The following is an 18796-nucleotide window of genomic DNA, read 5'->3' on the forward strand; positions in this document are numbered from 1 at the left end:
CGGGGATCCATGCCGACTTACCACGAGATAATGACGACAGACCTGTCCACGCTCACCACCGCTGCCGAACGCTGGGACGGCATGGCGGAGAAGTTCCACAAGCAGGAGACCGCGTACCAGCGGGATGTGCACGGCATATCAATGGGCCAGACGTGGACAGGGCTGAGTGCGGACGCCGCCAACCAGCGCTTCGACATCACGCTCAAGGAATTCCAGAACGCCCAGGTCGAGGCCAAGGCGATCGCCTCACTCCTCCGTGACGCGCACACGCAGTTCGTGGACCTTCAGAAGAAGCTGGAGACCGCCCGGGACGAAGCCATGGCGAAGGACATGAAGGTGTCCGACCAGGGCGTCGTCACGTACGACTACAGCAAGCTCACCCAGAGCGAGCACCAGGCGCTGGCCCACGATCCCGACTACCAGGCGAGCGTCCGCACGGCCGTCAACTCCTGGCAGCAGCGCATCGATCAGTGCGTGCAGAACGTGGACGACGCGGACAAGGGCGTCGAGGTCGCCTTCACGGCCGTCGTCATCGACTCCGACACCTCCGACGGCACGCTGAACGGCTTCAACGGCAAGGCGCAGGGCGACATAGAGAAGTACGAGGCCGTCGAGGCCGAGGACATCGCGACGCGTATCAATTCCGGCAAGGCGTCCGCGCGCGACTACCAGGAACTGCAGCGGCTCTTCCATGACAACTCCCAAGACAAGGCGTTCAGTCAGACCCTCCTGGACGACCTCGGAGCGCGGGGAACGCTGAAGCTGTCCAACGACCTCGAAAGCCTCGGCCACTACGACGACAAGAAGAACGCCGGCCGGTACAAGGACCTCGAGAACGGCCTCGCGACCACGCTGGCCACCGCGACCCGCGACCCGAACTCCGACTTCTACAAGCACTTTCGTGCGGACATGCAGAAGGCGGGGGTCGAGGAGTTCAAGGTGGACGGCCTCAGCCCGATCCCGAACGAGAGGGTCCGCGGCTACCAGAGCCTGGTCACGCTGATGCAGCAGGGACACGGCTATTCCGGGCAGTTCCTCGAGGACACCGCCGACGACGTCCGCAAGGCCGAGGAGTCGCACTTCGCCAAGGGGAACATGGAATCCATCTGGGCCCTGCGGGACGATTTCAACGGCAAGGACCGGGGTTGGTTCGCCAACGACCCGCTCGACGGCGTCCTCGGCATCATGTCCGAGGACCCGAAGACCAGTACCGAATACCTGGACCCGGCGCACAACGACAACCTCAAGTACCTGCTGCACGGGCGCGATTGGGACACGGTCGTCGACCACTACGCGACTCCGCCCGGCGGCACCACGACGGGCCTTCCGGTCATGGAGGAGGACGGCGACGTGCGCAAGGGCTTCGGCGCCGCCCTGGAAGCCGCCACGACCGGGGAAGCGCCGGGCGCCTACCACGCGGTCGGACAGCACAGCGAGCCGCAGGCCCGCATCCTGCAGGACACCATCAACACCCTGTACTCGGACAAGGCGGCGGACCATCTGCCGAAGAACCTGTCCACACCGCTGGCGCACGTCCTGACGTCGTACACACCCGACACGCACGAGATCTACGCCGCCTCGGACTCGAAGTACGACATCGACTGGGACAGCACGGGCGAGGTCTGGAGTGACAAGGACGGGGCGCACATGGCTGTGGGGCACCAGCGCCTCGCCGCCGTGATGAGGGGCATCGCCGACGACGGGGGAGCCTTCGGCCACCTCTACGGGGCTGAGCAGCAGTATTCGCACCATGTCCTGGCGGATATCCCCCAGGACGCCGGCGACAAGACGATCCAGAACCGCGTCGTCGAGTCCTCACGCGCCATGGGCGCCTATGACGGCATCCGGTCGGACGTCATCTTCGACGAACGGTTCGACAAGACGCAGTGGGCCGCCGACTTCAACCACGGGATCGGCACGGGTTTCAGCACGGCACTGATGTTCAATCCGGTAGCTGATCTCTCCCCGGTGGGAGACCTCACCTCGAAGGCCATCGACGTGTGGGCCTACGAGTCCAACAAGGAACACACCGCCGAGGCGAACGTCGAGGCCACCGAGAAGAACGCCAAGACCTACGACGCCGGGCTGCACGACGTGGATCACATGGTCAGGGCATGGGCCGACAGTCGCGGGCACGGCATCGACAGCGACTGGACGAAGTCCTTCGTCCACGCGGGGCAGGACCAGTACGACTTGGGCCGCAACCGTACGCTCGACACCCTTCGAGCCGACCGTTGACGCCCGGAGAAACAGGCACCCGACAGAATGAGCACGATGCAAATCAAGTCCAGGCTCCGACGTATAAGTGCAAGGTGGTACGCGCCGGCACTCGTTCTGGCTCTCGGGATCGTGGCCTGTGCGCTGTACAGCACCGGCACGTTCGACCAGTGGAAGGACGACCGATCGCTCGACCACGCCTGTGACGGCACCCTGGCTCAGGGCGGACTTCGTGCAGCTCTGCACTCGTCGCACCTGAGCGCCGGCTCCGAGGGTGACAGTGAATACCTGGCTTCCTGCAGTGTCCGCAACGCAGAGACCGGACCACAGCGCAGTTCCCTGGACGTGAAGCTGCGCTGGAGCAGCGCGGCGCCCCCCTCCGCCGACCTCTCCTGGTACAACGAGGACTACAACGGCGCGAGGGGGCAGGCGGCGCCCCTCGGCTACGGCTGGTCCGGCATCGCCAGGTACCAGGGCGGCTGGCAGGTCATGGTCGCGCTCGACTGCCGGAACCAGAAGGACAAGGCTCTTGTCGCATACGGTGACCTGCGCGGGGAGCCGAACAGCGCCACATTGGCCGGGCTTGGCCGGGTGACCACCGAGACGGCCCGGAAGGCAGCTGAGAAGCACGGGTGCCAGGTGAAGGCCGGCAAGCGGCTCACCAGCGTGTCCCTCTCCCGGCTCGGCACGCCTGATACGGCGAAGCCCTTGAAGCAGGCGCAAGGTTCCTGCGCCTCATTGCGCCAGCTTGCCCCGACGGCCACAGGGAACGGTGTACCCGAGATCATGGAGTACCCCGCGGATGGGCAGACGCCGCAAGTGAACTGCTACCTGGCGACCCCGGAGAAAAAGCCCGGATACGGCCTGTACGCCTACTACGGCGGCGCCGCCAAGGACTTCCTCGCGAGTGAGGGCGACAACCTCAAGAAGGGCCGCGGCCCCACTTACGGCGACAAGGAATATGCCTGGGCCACCGCCAGGTGCCCCGAATCCGCACAGCCCGCAGTGTTCGTGCTGTACCACCTGTACGACAGGGATACCGACACATCCCCGGTCGCTCACCACTCCGCCCAGTTCGCCGCTTCGGCTCTCAAGGCCTTCGCCGGCCACGAGGCGAGCCTGCGCGGCTGCTCTGACGTTCAAATGGCCTCCCGGCCTTAAGAACTCGCCGCACGCGTCTTCGATCGTTCATGAGGGTCCGTCAGCTTGCTGACGGACCCTTTGTGGTGTGCCTCACGGTGCAAGCCCCGACAAGAGGGCCTTCCCGTGGCTGTAGATCAAGTATGGATTGTTGGCACTAAGGGCATATTCCGGGCACTCTGGTGCGAGAACCGCCCAGACGCACCGCGACCTGTCGAGACGCGTTTTCGCAGGTCAGTTGACCAATGGCCAGAACACGCAGGTCAGGCATACGTACGGGCAGATACCCTTGACAGGTGACCGACGCCCAAGAGACCGCAGCAGACACTTCACTGCGAACCACCGGGGGCGCACCCCCGGACGACGGCGGCTCTGTTGCGGAGGTGCCGATCCCCCTGCTCGAGCCGCGCGAGGGCATCCCGCCGGTGATCGCCGACGAGGCCTCCCTGGCCGAGGTGGTCGCGGCCTTCGCCGCGGGCACCGGGCCCGTGGCCGTAGACGCCGAGCGCGCCTCCGGCTACCGCTACGGGCAGCGCGCCTACCTGGTGCAGCTGCGCCGCGAGGGCGCGGGCTCCGCGCTCATCGACCCCGTCGCGTGCCCCGACCTGTCCGCCCTCGGCGACGCGATCGCCGACGCCGAGTGGGTACTGCACGCCGCGACGCAGGACCTGCCGTGTCTGCGCGAAATAGGTATGGTCCCCAGCCGCCTCTTCGACACCGAGCTCGCCGGGCGCCTGGCCGGTTTCCCGCGCGTGGGGCTCGGCGCGATGGTGGAGAACGTCCTCGGCTACGTCCTGGAGAAGGGCCACTCCGCCGTCGACTGGTCGACGCGGCCCCTGCCCGACCCGTGGCTGCGCTACGCCGCGCTGGACGTGGAGCTCCTCGTGGACCTGCGGGACGCGCTGGAGAAGGAGCTCGACCGGCAGGACAAGCTGGACTGGGCGCACCAGGAGTTCGACGCCATCGCCTCGGCACCGCCCGCGCCGCCCCGCAAGGACCCGTGGCGGCGCACGTCCGGAATGCACAAGGTGCGGCGCCGCCGTCAGATGGCCGTCGTACGGGAGCTGTGGACCGCGCGGGACCGGATCGCGCAGCGGCGTGACGTGTCGCCGGGCAAGGTGCTCGGGGACGGCGCGATCGTCGAGGCGGCGCTCTCGCTTCCCGCGAATGTGCACGCGCTGTCCGCGCTGCCCGGTTTCGGGCACCGTACGGGCCGGCGTCAGCTGGAGCAGTGGCAGGCGGCCGTGGACCGGGCGAAGGAGCTGCCCGACGCGGAGCTGCCGCAGCCCGGGGCCCCGCTCGCCGGGCCTCCTCCCCCGCGGGCCTGGGCCGACAAGGACCCGGTCGCCGCGGCGCGCCTCTCCGCCTCGCGGGCCGCGGTGTCGTCGCTGGCCGAGACGCTGAACATGCCGCAGGAGAACCTGATCACGCCGGACACGGTCCGCCGGGTGTGCTGGGAGCCCCCGGGCGACCGCTCCGAGGCGGCGGTGGCCGAGGCGCTGCGCGGGTACGGGGCGCGACCCTGGCAGATCGAGCAGGTCACGCCGCTGCTCGCCGCGGCGCTGAAGCAGAGCGCCTGACACGCGGGGCGCCGCGCGGCGCCCCGCGTTCGTCGCGGTTTCGTACCGGTGGCCCCTCCTCGCTCGCCGAGGCGGGGAGGGCCTGCCTACGGTCACTCCCGTGATCACCAGGGGGTACGAGGCATGGGTGCGGGACTTCGAGGTCGAGCGGGAGCGCCGGGCCACGGCGCCGGAACCCGCCTGGGAGCGGGGCGCGCGGGTGCATCCCGCGATCTGGCGGAGCGTGCGGCGCTTCCACGTCGGCGAGAGCGGTGACGGGGCGAACCTGATCGCCAAGGCCGACCGGGCGGGCGACGCCGCCTACGCCCGTGCCGTGCGGCTCTTCGTGGCCGAGGAGCAGAACCACGCCCGGCTGCTCGGGCTGCTGCTCGGCGCCGGCGGGGTGCCGCCGCTCACCTCCCACTGGAGCGACACCGTCTTCGTCCGGCTGCGCCGGCTTCTCGGGCTGCGGCTCGAACTCCTGGTCCTGATGGTCGCCGAGGTCGTGGCGCTGCGTTACTACCGCGCGCTGCGCGACGGCACCGACGACGCGCTCACGACACGGGTGGCCGGGGCGATCCTCGCCGACGAGGAGCGGCATGTGCCGTTCCACTGCGAGCGGCTGCGCGAGGCCTTCGCGCGGATGCCACGCCCGGTGGGGCGCCTGGTGCTCCTGGGGTGGCGGGCGCTGCTCCTCTCCGCGGCGCTCGTCGTCGCCGGCGACCACGGCTCGGCGCTGCGCGGATTCGGGGTGGGACGGGTGCGGTTCGTGCGTGACGTGATGGCTTCGGCGGGGCCCGTGGTGCGCTCGATCCTCGATCGCGTGGTGTGACCTTCGCCGCTCCGGCCGGGGGGACTACACGACTTGGTTACCCGCAAGTAGCATGACGGTATTCGCAGCGCGCTTCCCGTATCCCGGGTGCGTGCCGCGCGGCAGTGCCATCCCGCATCTGGAGGAGAGCCATCGTGCCTCGTACCGTCAGGGACGTCGTCTTCGTCGACGGCGTCCGCACCCCGTTCGGCAAGGCGGGCCCGAAGGGCATCTACCACGAGACCCGCGCCGACGATCTCGTCGTGAAGGCCATCAGGGAGCTGCTGCGCCGCAACCCGGCCCTCGACCCGGCGAAGATCGACGAGGTCGCCATCGCCGCGACCACGCAGATCGGCGACCAGGGCCTGACCCTCGGCCGCACGGCCGGCATCCTCGCGGGCCTCCCGCAGTCCGTGCCCGGCTACTCCATCGACCGCATGTGCGCCGGCGCGCTGACCGCCGTCACCGCCACCGCGGGCTCCATCGCCTTCGGCGCGTACGACGCCGTCATCGCCGGCGGTGTCGAGCACATGGGCCGCCACCCGATGGGCGAGGGCGTCGACCCGAACCCGCGCTTCGTGTCTGAGAAGCTCGTCGACGAGTCCGCCCTGTTCATGGGCATGACCGCCGAGAACCTGCACGACCGCTACCCGCAGATCACCAAGCAGCGCGCCGACGAGTACGCCGTGCGCTCGCAGGAGAAGGCGGCGAAGGCGTACGCGAACGGGAAGATCCAGCAGGACCTGGTCCCGATCTCCGTGCGCAACACCAACCCGGACGTCGGCGAGACCGGCTGGGGCCTGGTCACCGCCGACGAGCCGATGCGCCCGGGCACCACGCTGGAGAACCTGTCCGGCCTCAAGACGCCGTTCCGCGTGCACGGCCGCGTCACCGCGGGCAACGCCGCCGGTCTGAACGACGGTGCGACCGCGTCGATCATCGCGTCCGAGGACTTCGCCCGCGAGAACAACCTCCCGGTGAAGATGCGCCTCGTCTCCTACGCCTTCGTGGGCGTCGAGCCGGAGGTCATGGGCTACGGCCCGATCCCGGCGACGGAGAAGGCGCTCGCCAAGGCCGGTCTGTCGATCGAGGACATCAACCTCTTCGAGATCAACGAGGCCTTCGCCGTCCAGGTCCTCGCCTTCCTGGACCACTACGGCATCGCCGACGACGACGCGCGCGTGAACCAGTACGGCGGCGCCATCGCGTTCGGTCACCCGCTGGCCTCCTCCGGCGTGCGCCTGATGACGCAGCTCGCCCGCCAGTTCGAGGAGCAGCCCGAGGTCCGCTACGGCCTGACGACGATGTGCGTCGGCTTCGGCATGGGCGCCACGGTCATCTGGGAGAACCCGCACCACAAGGACGCCGGAGGCGACAAGTGAGCACTACCACCGCTGAGCTCCTGAAGGGCGCCGCCGAGCTGTTCCCGGACGAGGTCGTCACGTCGGCGAACGTACGCCACCTCGACCTGCCGTTCGGCGCGGGCCGGTTCGCGCTGATCACGCTCGACAACGGCTTCGACCACACCAAGCCGACCACCTTCGGCCCGGCCTCGCTCGCGAACCTGAACGCCGCGATCGACCAGGTCGAGAAGGAGGCGGCCGAGGGCACGATCGTCGGCGCCGGCATCACCGGCAAGCCGTTCATCTTCGCCGTCGGCGCCGACCTCAAGGGCGTCGAGCTCCTCAAGAAGCACGACGACGCGCTGGCCATCGGCAAGGGCGGCCACGAGGTCTTCAAGCGCCTCTCGGGCCTCGCCGTGCCGACGTTCGCGTACTACAACGGCGCGGCCATGGGCGGCGGTGTCGAGGTCGGTCTGCACTGCACCTACCGCACCGTCTCCAAGGCGCTGCCCGCGTTCTCGCTCCCCGAGGTCTTCCTCGGTCTGGTCCCGGGCTGGGGCGGCTGTGCGCTGCTCCCGAACCTGATCGGCGCCGACAAGGCCGTCTCGGTCATCATCGAGAACTCGCTCAACCAGAACCGCCAGCTCAAGGGCAAGCAGGTCTTCGAACTCGGCATCGCCGACGCGATCTTCGAGGGCGCCGACTTCCTGGAGCAGTCGCTGATCTGGACGGCGAACGTCCTCAAGGGCGACGTGGCCGTCGAGCGCGCCGAGGTCGACCGCGGCGACGCGTGGGACGAGGCCGTCGCGCGCGGCAAGTTCATCGCCGACAGCAAGGTGCACGGCGCCGCCCCGGCCGCGTACCGCGCCCTCGACATCATCGCCGCCGCGAAGGGCGGGGACCTGCAGGCCGGGTTCGACGCCGAGGACAAGGCGCTCGCCGACCTGATCATGGGTGGCGAACTGCGCGCGGGTATCTACTCGTTCAACCTCGTCCAGAAGCGCGGCAAGCGCCCGGCGGGTGCGCCGGACAAGTCGCTCGCGCGTCCGGTCACCAAGGTCGGCGTCGTGGGTGCGGGCCTGATGGCCTCGCAGCTCGCGCTGCTCTTCCTGCGCCGCCTCGAGGTGCCGGTCGTCCTGACCGACATCGACCAGGAGCGCGTCGACAAGGGTGTGGGCTACGTCCACGCCGAGATCGAGAAGCTGCTCGGCAAGGGCCGTGTCAACCAGGACAAGGCCAACCGCCTCAAGGCGCTGGTGAGCGGCGTCCTGGACAAGGCCGAGGGCTTCTCCGACGCGGACTTCATCATCGAGGCCGTCTTCGAGGAGATCGGTGTCAAGCAGCAGGTGTTCGCGGAGGTCGAGGCGGTCGCCCCGGCGCACGCGATCCTCGCCACCAACACCTCGTCCCTCTCGGTCACCGAGATGGCGTCCAAGCTGAAGCACCCCGAGCGGGTCGTCGGCTTCCACTTCTTCAACCCGGTCGCGATCCTCCCGCTCCTGGAGATCGTCCGCGGCGAGCAGACCGACGACGCCTCGCTGGCCACGGCCTTCGGTGTCGCCAAGAAGCTGAAGAAGACCGCGGTTCTGGTGAAGGACGCCCCGGCGTTCGTCGTGAACCGCATCCTCACCCGCTTCATGGGCGAGATCCAGAACGTCATCGACGAGGGCACCCCGGTCGAGGTCGCCGAGAAGGCGGTGGAGCCGCTCGGCCTGCCGATGTCTCCTCTCGTCCTCCTGGAGCTGGTCGGTCCCGCGATCGGTCTGCACGTCTCGGAGACCCTGAACCGCGCCTTCCCGGAGCGCTTCACGGTGTCCCCGAACCTCGCGGCGGTCGTCAAGGCCGGCAAGCGTGGCTTCTACGTGTACGACTCCGGGAAGCCGGAGCTCGACCCCGAGGTCGCCGCGCTCCTCAAGCAGGGCGATGTCGTCCTGACGGAGGAGCAGGTCCGTGACCGCGTGCTCGACGCGGTGGCGCAGGAGATCGGCCTCATGCTCGACGAGGACGTCGTCGCCGAGGCCCAGGACATCGACCTGTGCCTGATCACCGGCGCCGGCTGGCCCTTCCACCTGGGCGGCATCACGCCGTACCTGGACCGTGAGGGCGTCAGCGAGCGGGTGACCGGCAAGCGGTTCCTGGACGCGGGTGTGGCGAGCGTTCCAGCGTAACTCCCCCGCACGAACGGTGCCCGGCACACCAACTGGTGTACCGGGCACCGGCGTATCGAGCGGCCGGTCAGAGCCGCTTCGCGCTGCGCAGGGTGCTCGCGTAGTAGCCATTGCCGTCGAGGCGGGACGTGCCTCCCTTGTCGCCGATGGTGGGGCCGTTGACCTCTTCGCGGCTCGACACGAAGATCATGTGGCCGTCGGTGTCGTGGCCCATGTACATACCGACGTGGTCGAGGCGCTGGTTCGTGCGGGCGTCGAGCTTGAAGAAGACGAGGTCGCCGGGCTGCAGCACGTCGATGGACTTGGGCCGGTCGGCCGCGCCGACTCCCTTGAGGGGGATGATGTCGGTCCCGACGTCCGAGCGCGCGATGCCGTTGGCGGTACGCGGCAGGCCGTCGCCGGACTTGTCCGACGACATCAGGGGGTAGCGGGCCCGGTAGCCCCACACCAGGCGCTGGAAGCCCGAGCAGTCCACGGACCGGGCACGGCGGGCCTCGGGCTCCTGCGTGACGCCGTCACGGAACGTGTACGGGATGCGCAAGTAGTCGTAGAAGTCCGAGAGTTCGTCGCGCAGGTCGTTGCCCTCGCTGCCGTTCGGGTTGATCGGACCGAAGTTGGCGTCACCGGCGTACGCGATGCCCTCGTCGTCCTTCTTGACGGGGGCGCCCTCCAGGTACTGGAACGCGAACGCGAAGACGTCGTCCTCCTCGCTGCCGTAGAACTCCTTGAACCAGTCCTTGAACCACTTCTCGCGCTCGGCGCCCGTGCGCCAGGGTTCGGGCATCAGGCGCACCCAGTCCTCGGTGACCACCCGGGACTTGGTGTTGGCGGGCTCGGTGAAGGTGCGGCTCGGGCCCTTCAGCGTGGCGGTGCGGGCGCCGTCGGTGAAGGTCGCGAGGACCTGGCCGCCCTCGCCGCGCAGGACCGAGCGCTCGGGGTTCTTCAGGCGCTCCCAGGTCTGCTTGCCGCTCTTGTGGCCCGTGCTCGACTCCAGGAGCGGGGTGTCGGTGACAGCCTGGACCGCGGGGGCCTTGGCCTGTTCGTCCTTGCGCAGTTCCACCGTCAGATAGGCGCTGCCGCCCAGCAGCGCGAGGATGACCGCGGTGTGCAGGACGGGGTGCTTCTTCTTGGCACTCATGAGGTCGGCTCCGGTGGCTGGTTCAGGCGGACGGCATGACGCCGAGGAGGATTCCGGCGGTGAGGACGACGTAGGCCATCAGCGTCACCGAGCCGGTCGCGAGGATCGTGGGGCCCTTGGGCTGGCGGACCAGCTGGTACGCGATGAGGCCGGGGACGATGAAGCCCAGCGTCTGGTTCGCGTACATCAGCGGGAACTCGAGGGAGAGCACGATCATCACGGTGGCCTGGAGCGTCACTCCGAGCAGCACGACGGCGGCGAACAGGCGCTTGCCGTAGAGGATCACGTAGCGCTGCATCAGGAGCGTGCCCACATAAGTGAGGACGGTGACGCCGACGACCATGGCCGCGCGCTGGAGGTCTTCGACGAGCGTCAGCGCGATCCAGCCCGGGGTGATCATTCCGCCCGGCGAGAGGTTCGTCGTGAGATAGCAGACCAGGGAGAACAGCAGCCCGATCGCGATGCCGATCGCGGCGATCTCGGGGGTGAGGACGGTGGGGATCAACGGGGTTCTCCTGGGCTGCTGTGCCACTGCTGCGGGTCTTCGGTGGGGGGTGCGGGCGGGACGCGAGGCTCGAACAGGCCGCGGGGGCGCTCCTGTTCGGCCGGCTGAGCGGGATACACGGGCTGCACGGGCTGGGCCTGGATCACCGTGGGCCAGACCTCGCGGGGCGCCTGCGGCTCGTCGTACTCGGGATGGGGCCGGTCCGCGTCACGCTGCACAGGGATGTGCGGCTGGGGCGCGTACCGCGTCTCGTACGCCTGCGGGTACTGCTGGTACGGGTCGATGCGGGGCGCGTAGAGCTGCATCGTCTCGACGGGCTCGTGGGGGGCCTGTGCCGCGTGCGCCGCGGCCCCGGTCCCGTACCCATCGGCGGTGGCGGTGTTGTCCTCGGACTCGTCCGCGGGGAGTTCGGCGAGGTGCTCCAGTAGGTGCTCGCCCTGGCCGTGGATGTTGCCGATGGCGACGAGCGAGGAGTCGGGGCCGAGGCTGCCGAGCAGCTTCCCCATGAACTCCTCGGCCTCGCGCCGGTCGCCGCCGAGGTCCACGGCCCGGTCGCGGTAGGCGGCGGGGATCGCGTCGATGGCGGACTTGGCCGGGTGGCCGATGACGAAGACCTGGTCCGGATCGAGCTCGGGGATGATCTCGCCCATCTGGCCGTTGCGTTCGACGCGGTCCGGGCGGCAGTTGATGACGACGTTCAGCGGGCGGTGGACGGCACCGAGGTCGAGAAGCTGGTTGATGTTCATCAGCGTCGACTCGGGGTCGTTGGCCGCGAAGACGTTCGCGAAGCGGAGCTTCTTGTTGTCGTGCGTGAGATAGCGCTCGACGGAGAGGACTCCGGGGTCCGGCGGGGCGTCGTACATGCCCTGGAGCGCGGTGTCCCGGTCGACGCCCACCAGCTCGGCGACGGTCAGCGCGATCGCCACGTTCTCCTTGAAGGTGAACCAGCTGAACCCGCGCAGCTCCTCGTCGCTGACCGTCTCGGGGTCGGCGTAGATCAGCTTGCAGTCCCTGGCGTCCGCCTCCTCCTGGAGGATGTGGAAGCGCTCCTGCTCGGCGGTCACGCAGATGCCTCCCTCCGGCATGGAGCGGCACAGCGAGCGCGCCACGTCGTCGAGGGTGGGGCCCATCTCGGCGAGGTGGTCCTCACGGACGTTGCACAGGACGCCGATCGTGGAGCGGATCAGCTTGGACTGGTTGATCTCCTGGAGCGCCGGCATGACGGCCATGCACTCGATGACGAGGGCGTCCGGGTTGTACGCGGCGGCGCGGCGCACGATGCCGATCTGCTCGACGACGTTGGCGATGCCGAACTTGCGGTAGACCGGTTCCTCGGTGGCGTCCGGGTGGATGAAGCGGGCCGCCGTACCGGTCGTCTTGGCGACCGTGGTCAGGTCGCCGCCGCGCAGGGCGCCCGCGCACAGACGCGTGATGGACGACTTGCCGCGGATGCCGTTGACCAGGACGCGGGTCGGTATGTGTTCGAGGTTGGCGAAATGCCGCCGCTGTTCGACGATTCCGGCGATCAGCAGGACGGATCCGCACACCACGAGCACGGTGTAGAGGAAGAGCACGGTGGTTCTAGTTCCTTCCGGCTCCGGCGGGCGTGCGGGCACCGCCGTCGCGCTTGCGCTGCTGGCTCTGGACCTGCTGCCTGATCAGCTCCAGGCTGCGGGCGACGGCGCCGACCTCGTCGTGGTGGCGTGGGAACAGGACGGTCTTGCGGTCACCGTCCGCGAGCGACTCGGCCTGGCGGGCCAGGTCGCGCAGGGGCCGTACGACGACGATGTGCAGCCAGCCGAGGCAGGCGGCCGCCGCGGTGATGCCGAGAAGTCCGGCCAGGACCGTGCGGTTCTGGAGGCTGTACTCGGGGATGGCGAGGCTCGATGCGGGCTGCCAGCTGACGACGGTCCAGCCGAGGGACTTGGCGGCGCCGCCGCCGACGAAGGGGGCGGCCGCGGCGATCTGGATGTCGCCGCCGTCGCGGAACAGCACGCCGCTGGGGCGCGGGCTCATGCCGACCTTCTGGTTGGTCCCGTCGACCAGTTCGTCGAGCCGCTCGCCGGGCAGCCTGTGGAAGGCCAGATAGCCCGTGTTGCCGCCGATGACGCGCCGCTCGGCGTCGACGACACGGACGTCGCCGAGCCCGGGGCGCTTGAGCAGCGAGTTGAGGAAGTCGATCCGGAACTCGCCGACCACGGCCGCGCCCTCGCGGCCCGGCAGTTCCGCGGTGCCGACGATGACCGGCTTCTTGCCCTGGTCGTCCAGGACCCGGATGGGCTCGGCGGAAGGGGCTTCGCCCTGGTCGTTGTGCGGGCCGTGCCCCGACCTCGCGAGGATGTTGCCGCGGGCGTCGAGGACGTACAGGGACTCGTAGCGCAGGTGCTCGTTCATGGTGGCTTCGAGCACCTCGGTCATCTGCGAGGGCTTGGTGCGGTCGCCGATGAGGGAGGCCACCGACATCAGGTCGGCGTGGCCCTCGTTGAGGGCGCGGCGTACCCGGTCGGACACGGTGTCGGTGCGTTCGCGCTGGTCGTTCACCATCTGCTGGGGCACGACGACGGTGTCGCCCGCCCGGTTGAGCAGCAGCAGGAGAGGGCCCGCCCAGACGAGCAGCAGGATCCCGGCGACCGCGAGGAGCGCGCGGGCGCCGAAGCGGCGGCGGGCCGGGGCGGCGGGCCGCGGGCTCTCGCCGAGCAGCTGGCGGCGCAGGCGTTCCAGCGCGGCGCCGATCCGGGCGGCCTCGCCGCGCCGGGGCACGGTGATGGGCCGGGCGAGGTCGCCGCGGGTGAGCCGGCGGCTCTCCAGGAACAGCCTGATCAGGGGACGCTGCACGGTGCCGAGGAGCAGCGCGACGGTGAGCCCGCCGATGAGCAGCAGGGAGGCCGCGGCGGCCAGACCGAAGACCGGGCTCGCGGTGACGGCGGGATCCTCGGCGACCTTGACCATCGCGACGACGGTCAGGCCGAGGCCGGTGGCGACGGTGGGCTCGCCGGGCTGCGGCGAGGCGAGTGTGGCGTAGCCGGCGACGGAGCGCTCGCCCATGTAGCGGTCGCCGCTGAGGCTGCCACTGACGCCCAGGAACCCGCCGGATCCGGGCTCCTTGGACTTGACGGGGTGCTGCTTCGCCTTGCCGGCGGCGGCCTTCGCGAAGGCCTTCAGCTGCCGGTTGGACTCCTTGACCTCGTCGCGCTGCAGGTCGGTGAGGACCTGCTCGGGCTCGGGGATGCCGTCGCTGCTGAGGAGGGTGCCGGACTGGTCGATGACAGCGATGGAGCGGAACTCTCCGAGGCTGATACCCGGGAACTTCAGGCTGTTGGAGGCGACGAGGAGCTGCTGCGGCCGGCCCTTCCAGTTCAGCAGGGCGAAGGAGAGCAGCCGGGTCTCGCCGTTCTGGAGACGCACCATGCGCGGGGCGAGGCCGTTCTCGTCGGCGAGCTTGGACCGGTCGATCGCCGTCAGCGGCACGTTCTCGCCGCGCGCGGCGAGGAGTTTGCCGGACTGGATCTCGACGACGGCGGTGCCCGTCCACTTCTGGTAGACGTTGCCGATCTTGTCGAGGACCGCGTCGGCGGGCACCGGGTCGCCGGCGCTGAACAGCTGCGCCGTCCGCGTGAGGTCGGTGACGCCCTCGTCGACGGAGGCGCGCAGCGCGATGGCGCCGTCCTCGGCGAAGTGCTGCTGGGAGGTGCGTACGGCTTCGGGGACGCGGTCGTGTCCGACGCGGCCGAGTGTGAGGGCGGTGATGCCCGCCAGGGCGAGGAGCAGAACCGACAGCACGGCGATGGGTGGGCGAATGCCACCCAGCAGGGACATATCGGCTCTTCGGCGGACCTTGTGCCGCCGCTTCGGAGGCGAAGCGGCCAACGGAGGGCTCCTCTCTGGAACATGTGGGGCGTGCAGGGCGCACGGAAGTCACTCCGCGGGCCGTGGGGGTTGCACGCACCGGAGCGCACAGCTGTGCGATCCAGAAACATCTGACCCACACCGCGGGCAAAGGGTTGTACGAGTTAAGAAAAAGGTGAGAAGCGTCGCTTCGCGGCGACCCTCACTCGGGCAGCGGCTCCAGCGGCGCGAGTCCGTCCTTGGCCGCGCCGCGGTTGAGCATCGTGCCCTCGGTGCGCTCGAAGGCCAGGCGGTAGCGGGCGCGCTGCTGCTCGCTCAGCTTCGCGGCGCCCCGGTCCTCGCGCAGGGCCGCGGCGATGTCCACGAGCCGGTGGTCCTTCACGGCACCCTTCGGGAGATTGCCCGACTCATCCGGGTCCGGTGGGATCTGGGTGAACGTCGGAATGTACTTGGCCTGCACGTCCCACTTGCCGCCGCGCTTCGTGAACTCGAACCAGCCGATGACACCCTCCTCGGTCAGTCCGGTGGGCACGTCGTGCCGGGCGATCTGGTTGCCGAGTCCGTACGCGATCCAGGTGCCGTCGACCTTCTCCATCGGCTGCACCACGTGCGCGTGATGGCCGATGATCAGGTCGATACCGGTCTCGCGCGCCAGCTTGCGGCCCAGCTGGAGCTGGGAGCGGCTGGGGTTCGGCTGGTTCTCGCGGCCCCAGTGGATGCTGAGGATCACCACGTCGGCGCCCGCGGCCCTGGCCCGCTTCTCGGCCGCGGCGATGTTCTTGAAGTCGATCTGGTTGACCAGCCACGGCTTGTCCGCGGGGATCTCGTTGCCGTTGAACCCGAAGGCGTACGAGAGCTGGGCGACCTTGACGCCCTTGACGTCCATGATCAGCGGCTTGGCGGCCTCGGCGGCGCTGCGCGCGGAGCCGGTGTGCTTCAGGCCCGCCCGGTCGAGGACGTTCAGGGTGTTCCGCACGCCGCCGACGCCGTGGTCGAGCGTGTGGTTCGAGGCGCTGGAGCAGGTGTCGTAACCGACGTGCTTGATGGTGGTGGCGATCTGCGGCGGCACCAGGAACGCGGGGTAGCTCTCGAAGGGCCCCTCGGGCTTGCCCGCGACGGGCTCGAAGTGGCAGATCGCCAGATCCGCCTTGCTGATGACGGGCTTGACGCCGGCCAGCATCGGGTCGAAGTCGAGCCCCTTCTCGCCGTGCCCGGTCACCTTGGCGTCCTTGCGGGCCTGCTCGGTGAGCTGCGGGTGGATGAGGATGTCGCCGGCGGCCGCGACGGTGAACGAGGGGCCGTCCGCGGCTGCCTTGCCGTCGTCGTCCGAACCGAAGGGGCCACAGGCCGCGGTTCCCGCGAGCAGCGCGGTGAGGGCTATGCCGGACAGCGACCGGCGGGAGGGGCGTCTCTTCACCGGGCTATCTTTATACAACCATGAGGGCGAACCGGACGAAGATGGTAACGATTGCAACAACGCTGCTGATCGCAGCAGTTGTCACGACCGCCCTTGTGGCCGGTCTCACGCGCCGGGACGAGCCGTCGGGCAGCCGCGGACCCCACACCCGGCAGGACGCCCGCACCGGGGTCGACCTGCTCGCCCGGGTCACGGACTACACCGCGCGCTTCGGCCCCGGCACCGGCTACCGCCCCCCGACGCGCGCCGAGCGACGCACGGCCGCGAGCGGCCTGAAGCTCCTGCTCGACGGCCGCCCCGAGCAGGCCGAGGAGCGCCTGTCCAGCATCGACCTCTCGCTCGCCACCGTCACGGACAGCGCCACCGGGCGGCGGTACGCGGAGATCACCGACCGCACCGACGTGGGACCCGCGCCGCGCGGCTGGGGTCGCGTGTACGTCGAGACCGGCTCGCCCGCACGCTGGTCGGTGCAGATCCCGCACCCGGTCGCCGACCGGAACACGGAGCGGCTCGGCGTGGGCGTCCTGCGCGGCGGACACGGCGGAGTCCTCGTCATTGCTGGTGCACACCGCAAAGCCGGGCGCGGTGACGCGGCGGACGTCGCGCACCGCCGGGACACCGTCTTCGACGCGTTCTGCGACGAGCTGGCGGAGCGCCGGCTGCCCGGTCTCCAGCTCCACGGCTTCGCCGACGACTCGGCGCCGGGGCGCGACGTGATCGCGTCCACCGGGAGCGGCAGGGTGGGCCGCGCCGACGGCCGGCTGCTCGCCGACGAACTGCGTGCGCGGGACTTCGACGTGTGCCGCGCCTGGGTACGCTCCTGTCCGCTCGAGGGGCACACCAATGTGCAGGGCGCGAAGGCGGCCGCCGAGCATGTGCAGTTCCTGCACGTCGAGTTCGCCAACGCGCTGCGTACGGACGCCCCGCGCACGGCGCGCGCCGTGGAGGCGATGCGGCGGCTCACGGCCGCCTGGGGGAAGGGCGGGACCACATGACGACGCTGCTGATCGTCGACGGTGCCAATGTCGTCGGTTCGGTCCCCGACGGGTGGTGGCGCGACCGGCGGGGCGCGGCGGAACGCCTTCGGGACAGCCTGGTGACCTATGCCGAGCGCGAAGGCGTCGACATCGTGCTCGTCGTGGAAGGCGCGGCGCGCGGCGTGGGGTCGGTGCCGCGCGTGCGGGTCGAGTCGGCGGCGGGGAGCGGGGACGATCACATCGTGGAGCTGGTCGCCGCGGCGGGGCAGCCGTGCGTCGTGGTGACCGCGGATCGCGAACTGCGCAGCCGAGTGGGCAAGTTGGGGGCGGAGTGCGTGGGGCCACGGACGGTGTACGGGGGCGGGCGGGAGTAGCCCCGGGCACCCGCGCGAGCGCCCCTCAGCGCTCGGGGACGATCACGATCGCGTTCGACACCTTTCGCTCCCCCGGGCCTGAACCATGGCCCCCTGACGGGCGGTTGCGCACCTGGCCGTCCACGACGGCCGTGCTGGAGCCGCCGCCGTCCAGGTTCACCGCGTCGACGGCACCCAGGGAGACCATGATCCTCGCCGTCTCCGCGAACGTCGCGCCGACGCTTGTGCCGGGCCACCGGCCGTCGAGGACGACGAGCAGGAGCGTGCCGTCCGCCGTCACCCCGGCGACGGTCCGCGGATGCCGGGTGGTGAGCGCCGAGGCCGGATAGCCGTTGGCCCGCGCGTTGATCCACACGTGTCCGCCGCGGACGAGGGCAGGCCCCGCCCCGACGAACGAGACACCACGGCCGCCCACGACGGCGCCCCGCGGATCCGTGACCCGGTTCATCACCTTCAGGGAGTGCCCCACCCGCGCGTGGTCCCGCAGCCACCGGGCCGCCCCGCCCGTACCGACGAGGGTGCGCCCGTCGGCCGGAATCGAGCCACCCGCCGGGGAACGCAGTCGGGTGACCGTGCCGTGCGCGTCCAGGACCGCCTCTGCGCTGCCGGGTTCGGCGGCGGGGGACGACGGACCCCACTGCGGGCGGAAGTCGATCAACTCCGATTCGTCGACGCAGAGTTCGCCGTGCCGGGGGGTCGTCACCGGCCGGTCCGTGCCCGCGAGCACGTCGCCGCTCACGCCGCCGCACCCGAGGATCCGTCCGGGCCTGCGATCGATGCCGTCCACGGTCCTGCGGGCTCCGTCCGACGAAAGCACCGAGGTCGCGGAGCGCAGCTCGGTCACGCGCGGCCGCCCTCCGCCGAGGACGAGGGCGGTGCTCCCGTTCGCGGCTTCGCTCAAGAGGCGTCCGTCCGTGCCGTAGATGCCGAGCGGATCGCCTTCGTAGCCGCCGTGGTGCTCACCGGTGTGGACGTCGAAGAAGGTGCCGTTGACGGCGGCCGCGGCGCCGGCGCCGGCCGCCAGTTGACGCACGGTGGACGTTCCGGCGAGCGTCCTGCCGTGCACGGCGTTGACCGTGGCACGGGAGTCGGGCGCGACCGCGAGGACATGCACGCGTACGGGCTCGCCGTCGGCCAGGGTGCGGGTCGACCGCTGGTAGGTGACACCGCTCGGCAGCTCGGCCGTCCGCGCGGCGGCCGTCGGCGGGCCCGCGCCGTCCGCCCGGTCTCCCATGGGCGCTCCGCACGCGGCCAGTGTCATCGCCAGCGCGACGACGGCCGTTCGCCGTCTCATGCCGCCC

At 70.2% G+C, this 18796-nt stretch carries 14 protein-coding genes; 8 read left to right on the forward strand and 6 right to left on the reverse strand.

Going from position 1 to position 18796, the window contains the following annotated elements; translation table 11 throughout:
* Positions 1 to 30 precede the first annotated feature (30 nt).
* From OG758_RS15850 to OG758_RS15875, 6 genes are all read left to right on the forward strand, one after another.
* Positions 31 to 2238 (forward strand): hypothetical protein, encoded by a 2208-nt coding sequence (locus tag OG758_RS15850; RefSeq protein ID WP_326710609.1) that lies wholly within the window; start codon positions 31 to 33, stop codon positions 2236 to 2238.
* 36 nt (positions 2239 to 2274) lie between these two features.
* Positions 2275 to 3378 (forward strand): hypothetical protein, encoded by a 1104-nt coding sequence (locus OG758_RS15855; protein WP_326710610.1) that lies wholly within the window; start codon positions 2275 to 2277, stop codon positions 3376 to 3378.
* A 275-nt stretch (positions 3379 to 3653) separates the two neighbouring features.
* Positions 3654 to 4937 (forward strand): ribonuclease D, encoded by a 1284-nt coding sequence (locus OG758_RS15860; RefSeq protein WP_326710611.1) that lies wholly within the window; start codon positions 3654 to 3656, stop codon positions 4935 to 4937.
* A gap of 100 nt (positions 4938 to 5037) precedes the next feature.
* On the forward strand, positions 5038 to 5748 hold the full coding sequence (locus OG758_RS15865; protein ID WP_326710612.1) for a ferritin-like domain-containing protein: 711 nt from the start codon (positions 5038 to 5040) through the stop codon (positions 5746 to 5748).
* Between the two features lie 134 nt (positions 5749 to 5882).
* Positions 5883 to 7109, forward strand: coding sequence for a thiolase family protein (locus tag OG758_RS15870; protein ID WP_266558788.1), 1227 nt, complete (start codon positions 5883 to 5885; stop codon positions 7107 to 7109).
* Positions 7106 to 9238: a 3-hydroxyacyl-CoA dehydrogenase NAD-binding domain-containing protein gene (locus OG758_RS15875; protein ID WP_326710613.1), complete on the forward strand. Its 2133-nt coding sequence runs from the start codon at positions 7106 to 7108 to the stop codon at positions 9236 to 9238. Before OG758_RS15870 ends, OG758_RS15875 begins: the two co-directional genes overlap by 4 nt.
* Positions 9239 to 9305: 67 nt before the next feature.
* Here OG758_RS15875 and OG758_RS15880 read toward each other — a convergent pair whose 3' ends face one another.
* The 5 genes from OG758_RS15880 to OG758_RS15900 form a co-directional block, all read right to left on the reverse strand.
* On the reverse strand, positions 9306 to 10376 hold the full coding sequence (locus tag OG758_RS15880; RefSeq protein WP_326710614.1) for an NlpC/P60 family protein: 1071 nt from the start codon (positions 10374 to 10376) through the stop codon (positions 9306 to 9308).
* 22 nt (positions 10377 to 10398) lie between these two features.
* On the reverse strand, positions 10399 to 10881 hold the full coding sequence (locus OG758_RS15885) for a poly-gamma-glutamate biosynthesis protein PgsC/CapC (RefSeq protein WP_100591255.1): 483 nt from the start codon (positions 10879 to 10881) through the stop codon (positions 10399 to 10401).
* On the reverse strand, positions 10878 to 12455 hold the full coding sequence (pgsB, locus tag OG758_RS15890; protein ID WP_326710615.1) for a poly-gamma-glutamate synthase PgsB: 1578 nt from the start codon (positions 12453 to 12455) through the stop codon (positions 10878 to 10880). Before pgsB ends, OG758_RS15885 begins: the two co-directional genes overlap by 4 nt.
* Positions 12456 to 12462: 7 nt before the next feature.
* On the reverse strand, positions 12463 to 14697 hold the full coding sequence (locus OG758_RS15895) for a HAMP domain-containing protein (protein ID WP_326710616.1): 2235 nt from the start codon (positions 14695 to 14697) through the stop codon (positions 12463 to 12465).
* A 232-nt stretch (positions 14698 to 14929) separates the two neighbouring features.
* Positions 14930 to 16144, reverse strand: a complete 1215-nt coding sequence (locus tag OG758_RS15900; RefSeq protein WP_326710617.1) for a CapA family protein — start codon at positions 16142 to 16144, stop codon at positions 14930 to 14932.
* 41 nt (positions 16145 to 16185) lie between these two features.
* On the opposite strand from OG758_RS15900, the gene OG758_RS15905 reads away from it, so the two are divergent.
* Complete coding sequence (locus OG758_RS15905; protein ID WP_326710618.1) at positions 16186 to 17139, forward strand: hypothetical protein; 954 nt, start codon at positions 16186 to 16188, stop codon at positions 17137 to 17139.
* Positions 17136 to 17495, forward strand: coding sequence for an NTP pyrophosphohydrolase (locus tag OG758_RS15910; protein ID WP_326710619.1), 360 nt, complete (start codon positions 17136 to 17138; stop codon positions 17493 to 17495). Before OG758_RS15905 ends, OG758_RS15910 begins: the two co-directional genes overlap by 4 nt.
* 25 nt (positions 17496 to 17520) lie before the next feature.
* Here OG758_RS15910 and OG758_RS15915 read toward each other — a convergent pair whose 3' ends face one another.
* The gene (locus OG758_RS15915; RefSeq protein ID WP_326710620.1) at positions 17521 to 18789 is read right to left on the reverse strand and encodes a phosphodiester glycosidase family protein; all 1269 of its coding nucleotides are present in this window, start codon (positions 18787 to 18789) and stop codon (positions 17521 to 17523) included.
* Positions 18790 to 18796 lie beyond the last annotated feature (7 nt).

Origin of the sequence: Streptomyces sp. NBC_01474, assembly GCF_035918215.1 — a bacterium.
Lineage (GTDB): Bacteria > Actinomycetota > Actinomycetes > Streptomycetales > Streptomycetaceae > Streptomyces > Streptomyces aureus.